Source organism: Paraburkholderia sp. BL21I4N1 (assembly GCF_002973525.1).
In the GTDB taxonomy this organism is placed as follows: Bacteria; Pseudomonadota; Gammaproteobacteria; order Burkholderiales; family Burkholderiaceae; genus Paraburkholderia.
On record NZ_PVEN01000023.1, the window covers coordinates 33,904 to 48,255 of the forward strand.

Below are 14,352 nucleotides of genomic sequence, written 5' to 3' on the forward strand. Positions count from 1 at the left end.
ACCATTCCTTAGGTTTGCTGCAGTGTAATTCTGTATACCCCTGATTTAATTAGGTATACGAAATGGTAGATCGAAAAGAAGAGGTGCAGTATCGATTAGAAGAGCCTCCTTGCAGTGATTACTTTAAAAGCAAAATTACCCCGGAGACAGTCATGAAGAAGCTCGTTGCGTGCGTTGCGCTTGCCGTTGTTGCATCCAGTGGATTTGCGAAAGAGTGGTCGACAATCCGATTCGGTGTGGATGCGACCTACGCGCCCTTTGAATCGAAGAGCTCTGACGGGAAGGTCGTCGGCTTCGATATCGATCTCGGCAACGAGATCTGCGCACGATTAAAGGCGAAGTGCGTATGGGTCGAAAGTGATTTCGACGGTTTGATCCCGGCATTGAAAGCGAAAAAGTTCGACGGTGTGCTGTCGTCTATGTCGATGACGCCGCAGCGCGCGGAGCAGATCGCGTTTTCCGCAAGGTTGTACGATGCGCCGACGAGACTCGTGGCCAAGAAGGGCGTCACGCTGGAGCCGACCGCCGAGTCGCTAAAAGGAAAATCGGTCGGCGTCGAGCAGGGGACAATCCAGGAGACGTATGCGAAGACTTATTGGGCGCCGAAGGACGTGCGCGTCGTCGCGTACCAGAACCAGGACCAAGTTTATGCTGACCTTCTGTCGGGGCGGCTGGACGCCTCGCTGCAGGACAGCGTTCAAGCCGACATCGGTTTCCTAGAGACGCCACGCGGGACGGGCTATCAGTTCGCCGGAGGCAACATCAGTGACCCGAAGACGCTCGGCGAGGGTGTCGGTATCGGCCTGCGCAAGGACGATGCTGACCTGAAAGCGAAGCTTAATCAGGTCATCGCCGACATGCAGAAAGACGGCACGTTCAAGAAGATCGGACAGAAGTACTTCCCGTTCGACATCTTCGGAAACTGACATTTTGCGGCGCACACGGCAATGACCGTGATGCGTCGCGTCCCTTTCTGGATACCCTGACATGCTTTTTCAAGGATTTGGTCCGCTGCTGTGGACCGGCACGGTCGAGACCGTGAAACTCGCCGTGCTGTCGCTGGCGGCGTCGTTTACGCTCGGGTTGCTCGGCGCGGCCGCAAAGTTGTCGTCAAATCGCATGCTGGCGGCACTCGGTACTTTCTATACCACACTGATTCGTGCGGTCCCTGACCTGGTTCTGATGCTCCTGTTGTTTTACGGGATGCAGATCCTGCTCAACAACGTGACCGACATCCTCGATTGGGATCAGATCGACATCGATCCGTTCGTGGCCGGTGTCGTGACGCTGGGCTTCATTTATGGCGCATATTTCACCGAAACGTTCCGTGGCGCATTTCTTTCCGTGCCGCGCGGCCAGCTCGAAGCGGGTTTTGCGTACGGGATGACCGGCTGGCGGGTGTTCCGACGCATCCTGTTCCCGCAGATGATGCGCTTCGCGCTGCCAGGAATCGGCAATAACTGGCAGGTGCTGGTGAAGGCGACCGCACTGGTGTCGATCATCGGTCTCGCCGATGTTGTGAAAGCGTCGCAGGACGCGGGCAAGACCACACTGAACTTCTTCTTCTTCACGCTAGCGGCAGGTGCGATTTACCTTGCAATCACGACAGTTTCGAACATCGTGCTGCACCACCTTGAAAAGCGTTATTCGGTCGGTGTTCGGAGGCTCGCGCTGTGATCAGTCTCATCAGCCAGTACTGGCAAAACTATATGTACACAGACGGGTACGGTTTCAGCGGGCTCGCAGTCACCTTGTGGCTCCTGGTGATATCCATCGTGCTTGGATTCCTGCTTGCCATACCGCTGGCCATCGCGCGCGTGTCGTCCAATCGATGGATTTCGCGGCCCGTGTGGCTGTATACGTACGTGTTCCGCGGTACGCCGCTCTATGTGCAGCTCTTGATGTGCTACACCGGCATCTATAGCCTTCAGTTCGTTCACGAACACGTGCTGCTTGACACGTTCTTCCGCAACGCGATGAACTGTACGTTGCTTGCGTTTGTCCTGAACGAGTGCGCGTATGCCACGGAGATCTTTGCGGGCGCTGTCAAGTCGACCGGGGCTGGTGAAATCGAAGCTGGCATCGCTTACGGGATGTCGCGCTTCAAGCTCTATACGCGGATCATTCTGCCGTCGGCGCTGCGGCGTTCATTGCCGAGTTACAGCAACGAGGTGATCCTGATGTTGCATGCGACAACGCTTGCGTTTACGACGACCGTGCCGGACATCCTGAAAGTCACGCGCGATGTGAATTCTGCGACCTATATGTCGTTCCAGGCCTATGGTCTCGCGGCGGTGCTTTATGCAACCGTCGTATTCGGGCTGATCTGGGCATTCCGAAAGCTCGAAACCCGATGGCTCGCCTATCTCGCGCCTCGGGGTCACTAACGAATCAGAAGGACACACGTATGTACAAGCTTATCGTTGAGGATCTTCACAAGAAGTTCGGGGACAACGAGGTGTTGAGGGGCGTTTCAATGAAGGCGAAGGCCGGCGACGTCATCAGCATCATCGGCTCGAGCGGCTCGGGAAAAAGCACGTTCCTCCGTTGCATCAACTTCCTCGAACAACCTTGCTCGGGCCAGATCACGATCGGGACTGAACGGATTCGAACAACGCAAGACAGACGCGGCGCGCTGCAAGTCGCGGACAAAAAACAACTGCAACGGATGCGTACCAAGCTTGCGATGGTGTTTCAGCACTTTAATTTGTGGGCGCACATGAACGTCCTCGAGAATGTCATCGAGGCGCCGATGGCAGTGCTGGGGATCGGAAAGGACGAAGCCGTGTCGCGTGCACGAAAGTATCTCGAAAAGGTCGGCCTGCCCGCCCGTGTTGAGGCCATGTACCCGTCTCACCTGTCGGGTGGACAGCAGCAGCGTGTCGCGATTGCGCGGGCGCTTGTGATGGAGCCGGAGGTGATGTTGTTCGACGAACCGACGTCGGCGCTCGACCCCGAACTCGTCGGTGAAGTCTTGAAGGTCATGCAGGCGCTGGCCGAAGAAGGCCGAACGATGGTCGTCGTTACCCATGAGATGGGGTTTGCACGAAACGTGTCCAATCATGCAATTTTCCTGCACAAGGGGAAGGTCGAGGAGGAAGGGAATCCGCAGGATATCCTCGTCAACCCGAAGAGCGAGAGGCTCGGACAATTTCTGTCGGGGCGGTTGAAATGACACTTTGCCCGGCGCGGCATATTTTCTGAATGAACGTGCGGGAGGCGGGAGCGGACCACCTTGCTGGCTCCCAGTCATCTGCGCTGTTTCTCGCCCGCGTGCGGCAGTATAGTTGTGGCACTTCGGAAAAAGTGACGCAGCATTGATGTGGCTCGTCGAGCGTGTCGGAGAGTCTAGCAGGATCGAACGATGAATTCTGACATCACGGACGGATCGAACACTCAACCGACAACGAGAGTGTTGCCGTCGTTGCAAGCGCTCGTTTGCTTCGAGGCGGCCGCTCGCCTGGAGAGCTTCAGTCGAGCTGCACAATCGCTGCACGTGACACACGGGGCTGTCAGTCGTGCAGTCCGAGTGTTGGAGGACGATCTCGGCGTTCAATTATTTGCTCGCCGAAATCGACGTGTCTTTCTCTCGCCGGATGGGCAAAGGTTAGCGGAGGCCGTGCGGCAGAGTTTCGACCGGATCGGCGCGGTATGTCGCGAATTCCGCGAGCGAGCCGGCGAGACCGTCTTGACGCTATCGTGCGAGCCGACGCTGATGATGCGTTGGTTGATTCCGAACATGACCTCGTTGCAGGCGCAGTCACCGCAGCTCGAGTTGCGGCTTGTCGCGGCATCTGGTCCGGCGCTGGGAGAGGGAATCGATATGGCAATTCGTCGTAATGACGTTCAATGGTCGGTGGATGTCGAGGCGACGTGTCTGTTCACGGAGCGAGTGGGGCCGGTATGTCGCCCCGAGTATGCGCCCGATTTTTTCGATGCTGCGGACGATGGCTGGCGACTCAAGGATGCCGCGCCGCTGCTGCATACGAGAACGCGGCCCAATGCGTGGCAAACGTGGGCAAAGCTGACCTCTTGCACAGGGAATGCTGCGCTGGCAGCTGGCAAGTCCTTCGAACACTTCTATTTCAGTCTTCAAGCCGCTGCGGCTGGGGTCGGGGTTGCCATAGGCCCATGGCAACTGGTGAGGCGCGAAATCGAGAGCGGTCTGCTCGCGGCACCCATGGCCTTTGTCGAGGACGGTTCCGCCTATTATCTGCTGGCGCGTACCCCCATCGAGGAAAGCAACGTGGGCCGTGTCGTCAGGGACTGGCTCCTGAATCTGGCATCCGGATAGCACGTGTCGTCTCGATCGCTGAGATGTGCTTTTTCTCCGTTCAACGGGAAGCACATCGCGCCATGCATGAGTAGCGGTTGCACAACCCATGCGCGGATCGAAAATCACGAGATGCAAGCCGGGAGGGTCGCTCTTCCTATGCGATCGTTCCCCGTACGTCCGAAGCACCTGCGCAATGACGACTCGATATCCGTCCGGCCAGCGTGCCTGCTTCGACTTCGCTTCGAGGTGAGCCGGGTGCTTGACCAGTCGCAACAGCGCCTCTTCCGATTCCCAGCAGTAAATACTCTGAATCAGTCGGCCGCGGCGTTTTCCCGGGTATCTTCACCGAGATATCCCGGAAGGCTGCGGGCGACTCGGTGATCTGCTGATCGAGCTCGTGGAACTCGTCGTCATACTGCCCGGCCCTGAAAATAAAGCTAGAAGAGAACATTGGGCTTCCCCTGCGGATGTGGACGCATTTGACCGGGCACGCGCATCCTGGATGCGCGGACTGCGGCTGCTTTCTTGTCGATGGTCATTTTCGTGTCGACATGCCGGGTCGATCGCGTGGGCGACGTCCAGCGAGCACGTTGCTCGGATAATGATCAAAATGCTAGCATAGTTCAATATACTGTTCTACAATGGCGTTATATTAAACTCTTGGTGCGGTCAGAAAGTCTTCGTCGAATGATGTTCAGCGAGATCACGGGGCTGGCAACCATCTGAATGACCGGAGCGTTGCAAGGAAAGCCATGAAGCGTGTGCTAGACAAGGTTGACGAGAAGATTCTCGCGCAGCTCGCCGAGAACGCGAGGCTGTCTCACAACGATATCGCCGTCACGGTGAACCTGTCGCGCAACGCGGTGCGATTGCGAATCGACCGACTGGAGCGCGATGGCTTCATTCGCGGCTACACGATCATAAAAGGATCGGCGACGCCGGAGTCCGGGCCCATTCGAGCCCTGATGTTCGTGTACCGAAAAGACCGTATGCGCGGCGGCGATGTTTTGAAATACGTACGGTCGGTGCAGGAAGTCGTGACATGCGACGTCATGAGCGGCGACCTGGATGTTGTCCTCCATGTTGAAGCGGTGAGTGTTGATCGAATTCACAAGCTGTGGGACGAGATTTCTGCGCTTCCCGAGGTGCTCAACACCGTCACCTCGTTCGTCCTTACCCGTGCAAAAGGCAATCCGCACGGCGCCTGAACGCCTTCGCGTCCGAATCAAGCATTTCGAACATTCGCGAGCCAATTGCTCGTAATTTCGTTCAAGCTGCCATATTTCGACTGCCAAGCGTGTTCGATAACATTTTCGCTATCTTTCCACTACGACGAAGGTGCTGAAGTGAGCGAATACAAGGTTGCATTGATCGGGTTTGGCGGCGTGAACAGGGCGCTTGCGCAGTTGGCAGCGGAGAACAATGCCAAGTGGCAAAGCGAGTTGGGCTTCCAGCTGAAGATCGTCGGCATCAGCGACTTGCACCTTGGGTCGGTCATTCGCCCCGATGGTCTCGATCTGAACGCGCTGCGCAATCTCCCGACGGAGAAAGGGGCTCTGGCGGAGCTGTCGGGCGGCAGCATCGACGCTGCGACCGAACATGTCATCGAGACGTCCGGAGCAGACATCGTGGCTGAAGCGACCTTCACCAACGCGGTCAACGGTGAACCGGCAACGTCGTACTGCCGCCTTGCGCTGAGCAAGGGTATCAGCGTCGTTACGACCAACAAGGGGCCGGTGGCTTTCCATGCACAAGCGTTGAAGCGCGAAGCTGCGGTGAACGGCGTGCATTTCGAATACGAAGGCGCGGTCATGAGCGGGACGCCCGTCATTCGCCTTGCGAAGGAACTGCTTGCCGGGGCCGAGCTAAAAGGCTTCGAAGGCATTCTCAACGGGACATCGAATTTCGTGCTGTCGAGCATGGAGTCCGGCCTCAGTTTCACGGAAGCAGTCGAGAAGGCTCAACGTCTCGGTTATGCAGAGGCCGACCCGACTGCCGATATCGAAGGGCACGACGTCCGCCTGAAGGTCGTTATCCTGGCAAACGAGTTGCTTGGCGCAAAGCTCAAGCCGGCCGATGTGCCGTGCAAGGGCATCAGCGACTTGACGCTGCAAAGCATCCACGACGCCGCTGCTGCGAATGCGCGGTGGAAGCTGATCGGCAGTGCATCCAGAATGGCCGATGGCACCGTGCGAGCCAGCGTCGAGCCGAAGCTGCTGCCGCTGGAAAATTCGCTGGCGGCGGTGGGCGACGCCATCAATGCAGTGACGTTCCGCACCGGCGTGTTGGGCGATGTGACGGTACGCGGCCCCGGTGCTGGCCGGGTGGAAACCGCATACGCGCTGCTTGCGGACATCATCAGTATCCACAAAGCGAAGGTCGCACAGGGGAAATGAACATGAACAACGTTGCGTTTCCCGTCACCGCGTCCCATAGCGTCATTACCGTCAACAATCCGTTCGACGGCACTCAAGTTGGAACCGTCGTGAATATGCCGGCGGAGCGCGCCGAGTCTCTCATCGACATCGCTCGAGACGGGGCAAAGGTGGCTCGCGCGCTGCCGCGGCACGAACGTGCCCGTATCCTAGAGACCTGTGCCGTACTGGTCGAGCGCGACAAGGAGGCGTTTGCTGCGCTCATCGTGGACGAGGCCGGCAAAACGCTCAAGCAGGCACAGAAGGAAGTGCTTCGTTGCGTCAACACGCTCAAGCTGTCGGCCGACGAAGCGCGCCGCAACGGTGGCGAGGTCGTGCCGTTCGATTCGTACGTGGGCTCGGAAGACCGTCAAGGCTGGTTCACGCGCGAACCGCTCGGGGTGATCGTCGCAATCACGCCGTACAACGATCCGCTCAACCTCGTCGCTCACAAGCTGGGGCCGGCGATTGCCGGCGGCAATTCGGTCGTGCTGAAGCCGTCCGAACTCGCGCCGTTGTCCGCGATCAAGCTGGTGGACTATCTGAACATCGCCGGCTTGCCGCCTAATGTCATCTCGATCGCGACCGGCGGGCCGGCCCTCGGCGAGGCGCTCGTTTCCGCTCGAGATGTGCGGATGATCTCGTTCACAGGCGGATTCGTGACAGGCGAAAGGATCGCACGTACCGCCGGTCTGAAGAAGCTCGCAATGGACCTCGGCGGCAACGCGCCCGTCATTGTGATGGACGACTGCGATCTCGAGGACGCTGTCGAATCGTGCGTGTCAGGTGCCTACTGGGCTGCGGGCCAGAACTGCATCGGCACGCAACGGATCCTCGTCCACGCGCGAATTTACGACGCATTCAGGGAGCGCTTCGTTGCGCTGACCCAAGCGTTGAAGGTTGGCAATCCGGCGCTGCCTGACACCGACGTCGGCCCGATGATTACCGCTCAAGCCGCGCGACGCACCGAAGACATCGTCAGCGATGCGATTCGTCAGGGTGCGAAGCTCTTGTGCGGCAACGTTCGTGATGACTCGCTCTATGCGCCGACCGTTCTGGAGGACGTGAGCTTCCATTGTGATCTGTGGACTCAGGAAATCTTTAGTCCGGTCGTAGTGCTGCGGAAGATCGACTCGATCGATGAAGCACTGGACCTCGCGAATCTCCCGGAGTACAGCCTGCATGCCGGCATCTTCACCAGGGATCTGGAGGTTGCCCTGAAGGCGGCCGACAGGCTCGAGGCAGGCGGGGTCATGATTAACGACTCTTCGGACTATCGCTTCGATGCGATGCCGTTTGGCGGCTTCAAGTATGGGAGCCTCGGACGTGAAGGCGTGCGATTTGCGTATGAAGACATGACGCAACCAAAGGTTGTCTGCATCCGCAAGACGGGCCGTTGATTTTACGCAGCAGACGGTTTGCCCCGGCGGCTCACTGCACATTGGTGAGCCGCTTTGCTTGTAGGCGGAAGTCGATCGGCACCACCGGTCGAGTTCGGGAGGCAAACAAAGGAAGGAGGCGGCATTAGTGAGTCAGAATATACGCGCCGACAACGAGACGTTGCGGGCGCGCCAGGTACAGATGATTACCATTGACGGCGCGATTGAAAGCGGATCGTTCATGGGTGCGAGCGCGTGCCTGGCAGCAGCCGGCCCCTCGTTGTTTTTCGTGTACGCCGTGTGTGGATTCTTCGCGTGGCTGATCATTCGGGCGTCGGGAGAGCTGGTGATGTACCGGCCGACGACCGCGTCCTTCGTTTCCTATGCGCGCAAGTTTTACGGCGTCGGAATTGCAATCACGCGGACAGCGGTGCTGCTGATCGGCTCGTGGGCGACCATCATTCTGTGCCACATCAAGCTTCGAAATGGTCGCGAGCCGGGTTGGTCGATCGGCCTGAATTCCGATGGCATTCGCCCCGTACAACGGTTACGCGACGCTTGTGTTCTGCGCTTTCATTCTCATGCTGATCGCGTTCGACTATCCGGTCAGGGACATACACTATCGCATCCGTTCCCTTCTACGGTGCGGCGCTGGTCGTTGGCTGGCACTTGGTACGCAAGCGCGTCAAGGCCATTGCAAACGGCGAATTGACGTTCAGTGGACGAGCCGAACAACGCGAGTACGGCACGGAGGCATTGGCGTCGAACGACTAACCCGGGAATGCATTCCCATTCATTGTGCACAGGTGGAACATGTCAACCAATAGCAAGCAACAACGCCCGGACAAAGGGAATCTGTCGACCTTGTCGTTTTCGACACAGGCTGTCCACGGCGGCAACGTAGCCGACGCGACGACCGGTGCGGTGCGCACGCCGATCGTGATGGCAAATTCGTATCTGCTGCCTGAAGATCCATCGACCATGGACTGGTCGAGCCCGGACGGCCTGACGTACACGCGCAATGCCGGCCACAATCAGGTTTGTCTCGAGAAGAAGCTGGCCGCAATGGAGCACGGTGAAGAAGCAGCCGTGTTCGCGACCGGTGTTGCAGCGCTTCACGCAATTTTCTTCACGTTCCTGAAGAGCGGCGACCATGTGGTGCTCGGTGACGTGACCTATGAAGCGGTGTGGCGGTTATTCGCAGAGCTTCTGCCTGAGCGGTACGGCATTGAGGCGACCTTTGTCGACATGGGCGACCTCGCGGCCGTCCAGGCGGCGATGCGAGCGAACACGAAGCTCGTCCATACGGAGACGATTGCAAACCCGACGACCAAGGTTGCAGATATCGAAGCAGTAGCGGAGATCGCGCACCGTGGTGGCGCGATGTTGTCGGTCGACGCAACGTTCACGCCAGCGCCGATGTATCGGGCTGCAGAGCATGGCGCCGACTTCGTGGTTCATTCGCTGACCAAGTACATCAACGGCCACGGCGACGCGATGGGCGGTGCTGTCATCGGCCGCTCGGCGTTGATCCGTGAGCTGAAGCACAACGCGATTGTCGATCTGGGCGGCACCATATCGCCTTTTAACGCCTGGCTGATCATGCGGGGCTCGGTGACCTTGCCGCTGCGTTTCGAGCGCCAGTTGTCGTCGGCAAAGAAAGTCGCGGCCTTCCTCGACTCGGATCCTCGCGTGGCGTATGTGATGTTCCCCGGACTCGCGTCGCACCCTCAGCACGAAGTGGCGGTTCGCCAGTTCGGCGGCACGGACTTCGGTGCGATGATGGCATTCGCCGTCGAAGGTAGCCGGGACGTTCAGAACCGCTTTGTCGCGAATCTCCGCGTGATTACCTCCGCGGTATCGCTCGGGCATGACGAGACGCTCATTGTTCACGTCGGCGGCGACGGCCGAGGTGGGGCAGAGAAGTATCCTGCCGAGTTTCAGAAGTACGGTCACCTGCGTCTGTCGATCGGCCTCGAGGATCCGGACGATCTCATCGCAGATATCTCCGCAGCGCTGGACGCGACGTTTGCGAAGTAACGCGATCGCCCACGATGCTCCGCCATTGAAGCGGAGCTGCGCGGTGCGCGAAGACATCGTGGATATCTTCGCGCCATGTTTGTTCAGAGATAAAACGGCCGGCTGCTCTTCAATCCGATAACGCGACGGATCTTGTTGAGGGAATTCACGACCGACTCGTGATAGGTCAACATGTCCAGAAGAACCGGGGTGAAGTTCACTTTGTTTAGATCGGCGGGTATCGGGAATGGGCGCTCGATGCCGTCGTCGGATTCAGTAACGATCGCTGTGCCGCATACGTCGACCAGGTTCATAAAGAGATAGAGCGGGGCAGGCAGATGGAGCTGACTGATGAGTTGCCTGACTATTGTGGGGAGTTGTTTCACTAGCTGTAACTCGTAGACACCGGGCCACCACGTCCGTGATTCCGTCAGCCACGGCCCAACGTGCAATACGCCGACCATTTCGATGAATTCCCGGCGGTCGATGTAGACATATCCGTCGTGCCGCCCATCGCTGTCTGGCGCTGACTTGGCGAGCCAGCCGTTCTCGTACGGCTCGATGCTGTTCAGAATCACATTGGCAGGCGCCATCGCGAGCAACAGGCCCGAGATGTTGGCCTGCAGTGGGTAACCGAGGCTCGCCCCATTTCTCTGTTTTTCGCTCGCAATCCTTCCTATCCACTTGGGTCCGTCTTGGAGTGGGATCGGCGAATTGCCAGCCAGGATGGAGGCGGCGCGGTGATTTGCCGCCTCTTCCAGGTTGATTAACGTATCCAATATCTTTTGCCCCGAACCGGTAATAGCGCCACGATATACTGTATTCCTGCCTCACTGATGCAGTGAATGTCGAGCAGTTTGCCTCGTCACGGGGAGTCATTATAGAAAAACGAAAATATGAAGAAAAGCGATGAAATATGACATTCGTGGTGAGTTGAACTCACACGTCCCGATTCTGCTTAATGTGCTGTTAGACTTTTCTCGTGTGTGGACGGCCTCACATCGAGTATCGGAACGACCTTATGCTCGCCATATCTCGGGACGGCCCCATCTTTGGAGAGTATTCGCGTTGCATTGGGTTCTTCTCGTTATCGCCGATTTGCTCGAGATCGCGTGGGCCACGGGTCTCAAATCGTCCGAGGGCTTCACGCCCCTTTGGCCGTCCCTGTTCACGGTCGTCACCGCTCTCGGTACCTTTTGGCTTCTTGGCGTGGCCCTGCGCCATTTGCCGCTCGGCACCGCCTAGATGGAATGGATACGCCCTCCCTTCGGGGAGGTGGGCATGATTAAGGGCCTCCAGAACCGAACGGCATTAATGTACCAAATCTATGGTCCATCCCATTTTTGCACCTGATAGTCCGACAGTGGCTATCTTCATGATGAATGCTCCTTTGCCGTGGAAGTCACGACTTATCCACTTTGGCATATGCCGAACCCTGAAGGGCGGAAGTCGTCCATCACATCAGAGCCCAGGCGGCCGTCCTCCGTCAATTTGTAGCCTCCTCGAGAGGATTAATGAACGCCGTTGCCGTTGTTGACGCCGCTATTGGACTGAAAAGCCCCCAGCAAACGTTTCACGAAGATACTTGACGAACAGTGCGACGGCACGCGGCACGTGAGGCGCGTAGGGTCGTACGACATAGAGCTGTTCGGCGAAGGCCCCAACGGGGCGCCAATCCGGCAAAAGGACGACGAGTTTGCCTGCTCGAATGGCCATCTCGGCGGTAAAGTCAGGGAGGAGTGCGATGCCCATATCATCAAGCGCGGCGTCTCGCAAAGCCTCGCTGTTGTTGGCTGAAAACTGCCCGTTTACCGTGACCGTGACTGGTCCGGCATCTGATTTGCGTGCGGTCTTGCGGTCAAATGACCAGATTCCCGCACCTAGCGCACGGGGATAAAACAGGCAACTGTGAGACGCCAGGTCCGCGGGGGATTCTGGAAGGCCTCGCCGCCTGATGTACGCCCGCGTCGCAACGATCACAGAGCGTGTTTCGCACAGTTTCCAGGCGACATGTGTTTCGGGTACCTGTGCGCTATGCCTGATTGCGAGATCGAATCCTTCAGTGGCAATCGAACTGAGTCGGTCGGACACTTCCAGTTGCAGGCGGACTTGAGGATTCGCCCGCAGAAAGTCCGACACTTTCGGTACTAGTTGCTGTCGGGCAAATGCCACAGGCGCTGTCACCCGGATCAATCCGCGTGCCACGCCGGCCATTTCCCGGACTGTCGCGAAGCTGGTCGCGATGTGTTCGTACTCTCCCCGTATGTTTTCAACGAGCCGCTGTCCGGCTTCGGTGAAGCGCACGCTACGCGTAGTTCGCTGCACCAGTGAAACGCCCGCGACCCGTTCCAGCTCCGCGATGCGCTGGCTCATTGCCGCCTTGCTTACCCCGAGGCGAGCCGCGGCGGCAGTATAGCTTCCTTGTTCCGCAAGCACAGTCAACCAGTGCAAATGCATCCAGAGGCCCTCGACCTTTTCGATATCCATGAGTGTATTGTTCACTATTCAAAACAGTCATTTCAATCTTAGCGCCTTTGCAGGGTCAATGGTTCTTCATACACTGCTTCACCGAAACCAAAACTAGAGGAGTCGACATGCAAGCGTTCAACGATACGGCCGATGTGGCGCATTTCATTCACGGTGAAGTAGTCCGTGGGTCGGGGCAGCGAACCCAGCCCATCTTCAATCCTGCGACGGGCGAGCGTCCGCGTCAGTTGTTGTTGGGCGAGGTGGCCGATGTCGGCACGGCGGTCGCAAGTGCGAAGGCCGCCTTTCCAAAGTGGAGCAACACGCCCCCGATCCGCCGTGCCCGCGTGATGCTGCGTTTCCTCGAACTGATGAACAGGCATAGCAACGAACTGGCCGCGATCATCACAGCCGAACACGGCAAAGTGTTTTCCGACGCACAGGGCGAGGTGGCACGCGGCATAGACGTGATCGAATTTTCCTGCGGTATTCCGCAATTGCTCAAGGGTGACTATACCGAACAGGTTTCGACGGGAATGGACAACTGGACGGTTCGTCAGGCTCTCGGCGTTGTAGCCGGCATTACACCGTTCAACTTCCCGTGCATGGTGCCGTGCTGGATGTTCCCGGTTGCGATTGCCGCCGGTAACGCTTTCATCCTGAAGCCGAGCGAACGTGACCCATCCGCTTCGTTGTTCATGGCGAAGTTGCTGAAGGAAGCAGGACTGCCCGATGGCATTTTCAATGTGGTTCAAGGCGACAAGGTCGTCGTCGATGCGCTGCTCGCCCATCCGGAAGTCAAGGCTGTGAGTTTCGTAGGTTCCACTCCGATCGCAAACTATATCTACGAGACCGGCGCAAGGAATGGCAAGCGCGTACAGGCACTCGGCGGTGCAAAAAACCATATGGTGGTGATGCCCGATGCAGACCTCGACCAGGCTGTCGATGCGCTGGTGGGCGCCGGATATGGGTCAGCCGGAGAACGCTGCATGGCGATTTCGGTCGCGGTTCTGGTCGGTGACGTCGCCGACAAGATCATTCCGCGCCTGGCCGAACGCGCACGCAACCTGGTCGTGAAGAACGGCATGGAGCCCGACGCCGAAATGGGCCCTATCGTCACACGTCAGGCACTGGAGCGCATCGAGGGCTACATCGCGACGGGCGTCGACGAAGGCGCAAAGCTGGTGGTCGACGGGCGCGGTCTCAAGGTCGAGGGACATGAGGACGGTTTCTTCACCGGCGGCACGCTGTTCGACAACGTCACGCCTGACATGCGCATCTACAAGGAAGAGATCTTCGGACCGGTTCTCGCGTGCGTTCGCGTCAACGATTTCACTGAGGCCGTCGATCTGATCAATGCGCACGAGTTCGGCAACGGCGTCGCATGCTATACGCGCGACGGTCATATCGCACGCGAATTTGGCCGTCGGATCGAGGTAGGCATGGTCGGCATCAACGTGCCAATTCCGGTTCCGATGGCCTGGCATGGGTTCGGCGGCTGGAAGCGCAGCCTGTTCGGCGATACGCACGCGTACGGTGAAGAAGGCGTCCGGTTCTATACGAAGCAAAAATCCATCATGCAACGCTGGCCGGAAAGCATCGAAAAGGGCACTGAGTTCGCGATGCCGACAGCGAAGTAAGGCCGACGCGCATTGCTTTAGTCAGTCACGCGCCGCGCGATGTTACTGCGTGGCGCTTTTTTGCCCGTTTCCAGGCGGCTAGATCATTTCCGCCGATGTGTGGTGCCCGGCGCGATCGGAGGCCACGAGTATCGCACCGAACCGGGTAGGGCTGGCTG

The 14,352-nt window shown here is 58.3% G+C and carries 12 protein-coding genes and 3 pseudogenes; 12 read left to right on the forward strand and 3 right to left on the reverse strand.

Going from position 1 to position 14,352, the window contains the following annotated elements:
- The first annotated feature begins 152 nt into the window (after positions 1–152).
- The 5 genes from B0G83_RS34340 (at position 153) to B0G83_RS34360 (ending at position 4,294) form a co-directional block, all read left to right on the forward strand.
- Positions 153–926, forward strand: a complete 774-nt coding sequence (locus tag B0G83_RS34340; RefSeq protein ID WP_105511752.1) for an ABC transporter substrate-binding protein — start codon at positions 153–155, stop codon at positions 924–926.
- Positions 927–987: 61 nt separating this feature from the next.
- Positions 988–1,677, forward strand: coding sequence for an ABC transporter permease (locus B0G83_RS34345; RefSeq protein WP_105511753.1), 690 nt, complete (start codon positions 988–990; stop codon positions 1,675–1,677).
- Positions 1,674–2,387, forward strand: coding sequence for an ABC transporter permease (locus tag B0G83_RS34350; RefSeq protein ID WP_105511754.1), 714 nt, complete (start codon positions 1,674–1,676; stop codon positions 2,385–2,387). Before B0G83_RS34345 ends, B0G83_RS34350 begins: the two co-directional genes overlap by 4 nt.
- A gap of 20 nt (positions 2,388–2,407) precedes the next feature.
- Positions 2,408–3,175: an ABC transporter ATP-binding protein gene (locus B0G83_RS34355; protein ID WP_105511755.1), complete on the forward strand. Its 768-nt coding sequence runs from the start codon at positions 2,408–2,410 to the stop codon at positions 3,173–3,175.
- Positions 3,176–3,364: 189 nt separating this feature from the next.
- Positions 3,365–4,294 (forward strand): LysR family transcriptional regulator, encoded by a 930-nt coding sequence (locus B0G83_RS34360; RefSeq protein ID WP_105511756.1) that lies wholly within the window; start codon positions 3,365–3,367, stop codon positions 4,292–4,294.
- Positions 4,295–4,441: 147 nt separating this feature from the next.
- Here the strand turns inward: B0G83_RS34360 and B0G83_RS39305 are convergent.
- Positions 4,442–4,727 (reverse strand): annotated as a pseudogene (locus B0G83_RS39305) (antibiotic biosynthesis monooxygenase family protein); the annotation flags it as partial.
- Positions 4,728–5,028: 301 nt separating this feature from the next.
- Here B0G83_RS39305 and B0G83_RS34370 point away from each other — a divergent pair.
- From B0G83_RS34370 to B0G83_RS34385, 5 genes and pseudogenes are all read left to right on the forward strand, one after another.
- Positions 5,029–5,484 (forward strand): Lrp/AsnC family transcriptional regulator, encoded by a 456-nt coding sequence (locus B0G83_RS34370; protein ID WP_105511757.1) that lies wholly within the window; start codon positions 5,029–5,031, stop codon positions 5,482–5,484.
- Positions 5,485–5,622: 138 nt separating this feature from the next.
- On the forward strand, positions 5,623–6,672 hold the full coding sequence (locus B0G83_RS34375) for a homoserine dehydrogenase (protein WP_105511796.1): 1,050 nt from the start codon (positions 5,623–5,625) through the stop codon (positions 6,670–6,672).
- 2 nt (positions 6,673–6,674) lie between these two features.
- Positions 6,675–8,090, forward strand: coding sequence for an aldehyde dehydrogenase family protein (locus B0G83_RS34380; protein ID WP_219849057.1), 1,416 nt, complete (start codon positions 6,675–6,677; stop codon positions 8,088–8,090).
- A gap of 160 nt (positions 8,091–8,250) precedes the next feature.
- Positions 8,251–8,472, forward strand: a pseudogene (locus tag B0G83_RS39635) (hypothetical protein); the annotation flags it as partial.
- A 410-nt stretch (positions 8,473–8,882) separates the two neighbouring features.
- On the forward strand, positions 8,883–10,109 hold the full coding sequence (locus tag B0G83_RS34385) for a PLP-dependent aspartate aminotransferase family protein (RefSeq protein ID WP_105511759.1): 1,227 nt from the start codon (positions 8,883–8,885) through the stop codon (positions 10,107–10,109).
- Positions 10,110–10,192: 83 nt separating this feature from the next.
- On the opposite strand, the gene B0G83_RS34390 is transcribed toward B0G83_RS34385, so the two are convergent.
- Positions 10,193–10,867 carry a hypothetical protein gene (locus tag B0G83_RS34390; RefSeq protein WP_105511760.1) on the reverse strand — a complete coding sequence of 225 codons (675 nt, stop codon included), beginning with the start codon at positions 10,865–10,867 and terminating at the stop codon, positions 10,193–10,195.
- Positions 10,868–11,156: 289 nt separating this feature from the next.
- Here B0G83_RS34390 and B0G83_RS34395 point away from each other — a divergent pair.
- Positions 11,157–11,330: pseudogene (locus B0G83_RS34395) on the forward strand (DMT family transporter); the annotation flags it as partial.
- A 300-nt stretch (positions 11,331–11,630) separates the two neighbouring features.
- On the opposite strand, the gene B0G83_RS34400 reads toward B0G83_RS34395, so the two are convergent.
- On the reverse strand, positions 11,631–12,575 hold the full coding sequence (locus B0G83_RS34400) for a LysR family transcriptional regulator (RefSeq protein WP_105511762.1): 945 nt from the start codon (positions 12,573–12,575) through the stop codon (positions 11,631–11,633).
- Positions 12,576–12,682: 107 nt separating this feature from the next.
- Here B0G83_RS34400 and B0G83_RS34405 point away from each other — a divergent pair, with 107 nt between their 5' ends.
- Positions 12,683–14,194 (forward strand): CoA-acylating methylmalonate-semialdehyde dehydrogenase, encoded by a 1,512-nt coding sequence (locus tag B0G83_RS34405; RefSeq protein ID WP_105511763.1) that lies wholly within the window; start codon positions 12,683–12,685, stop codon positions 14,192–14,194.
- The last annotated feature ends 158 nt before the right edge of the window (positions 14,195–14,352 follow it).

Coding starts and splice junctions, on each gene's coding strand:
- B0G83_RS34340 (WP_105511752.1), top strand. CDS start 153: ATGAAGAAGCTCGTTGCGTGCGTTGCGCTTGCCGTTGTTGCATCCAGT.
- B0G83_RS34360 (WP_105511756.1), top strand. CDS start 3,365: ATGAATTCTGACATCACGGACGGATCGAACACTCAACCGACAACGAGA.
- B0G83_RS34380 (WP_219849057.1), top strand. CDS start 6,675: ATGAACAACGTTGCGTTTCCCGTCACCGCGTCCCATAGCGTCATTACC.
- B0G83_RS34385 (WP_105511759.1), top strand. CDS start 8,883: ATGTCAACCAATAGCAAGCAACAACGCCCGGACAAAGGGAATCTGTCG.
- B0G83_RS34405 (WP_105511763.1), top strand. CDS start 12,683: ATGCAAGCGTTCAACGATACGGCCGATGTGGCGCATTTCATTCACGGT.
- B0G83_RS34400 (WP_105511762.1), bottom strand. CDS start 12,575: ATGGATATCGAAAAGGTCGAGGGCCTCTGGATGCATTTGCACTGGTTG.
- B0G83_RS34370 (WP_105511757.1), top strand. CDS start 5,029: ATGAAGCGTGTGCTAGACAAGGTTGACGAGAAGATTCTCGCGCAGCTC.
- B0G83_RS34345 (WP_105511753.1), top strand. CDS start 988: ATGCTTTTTCAAGGATTTGGTCCGCTGCTGTGGACCGGCACGGTCGAG.
- B0G83_RS34355 (WP_105511755.1), top strand. CDS start 2,408: ATGTACAAGCTTATCGTTGAGGATCTTCACAAGAAGTTCGGGGACAAC.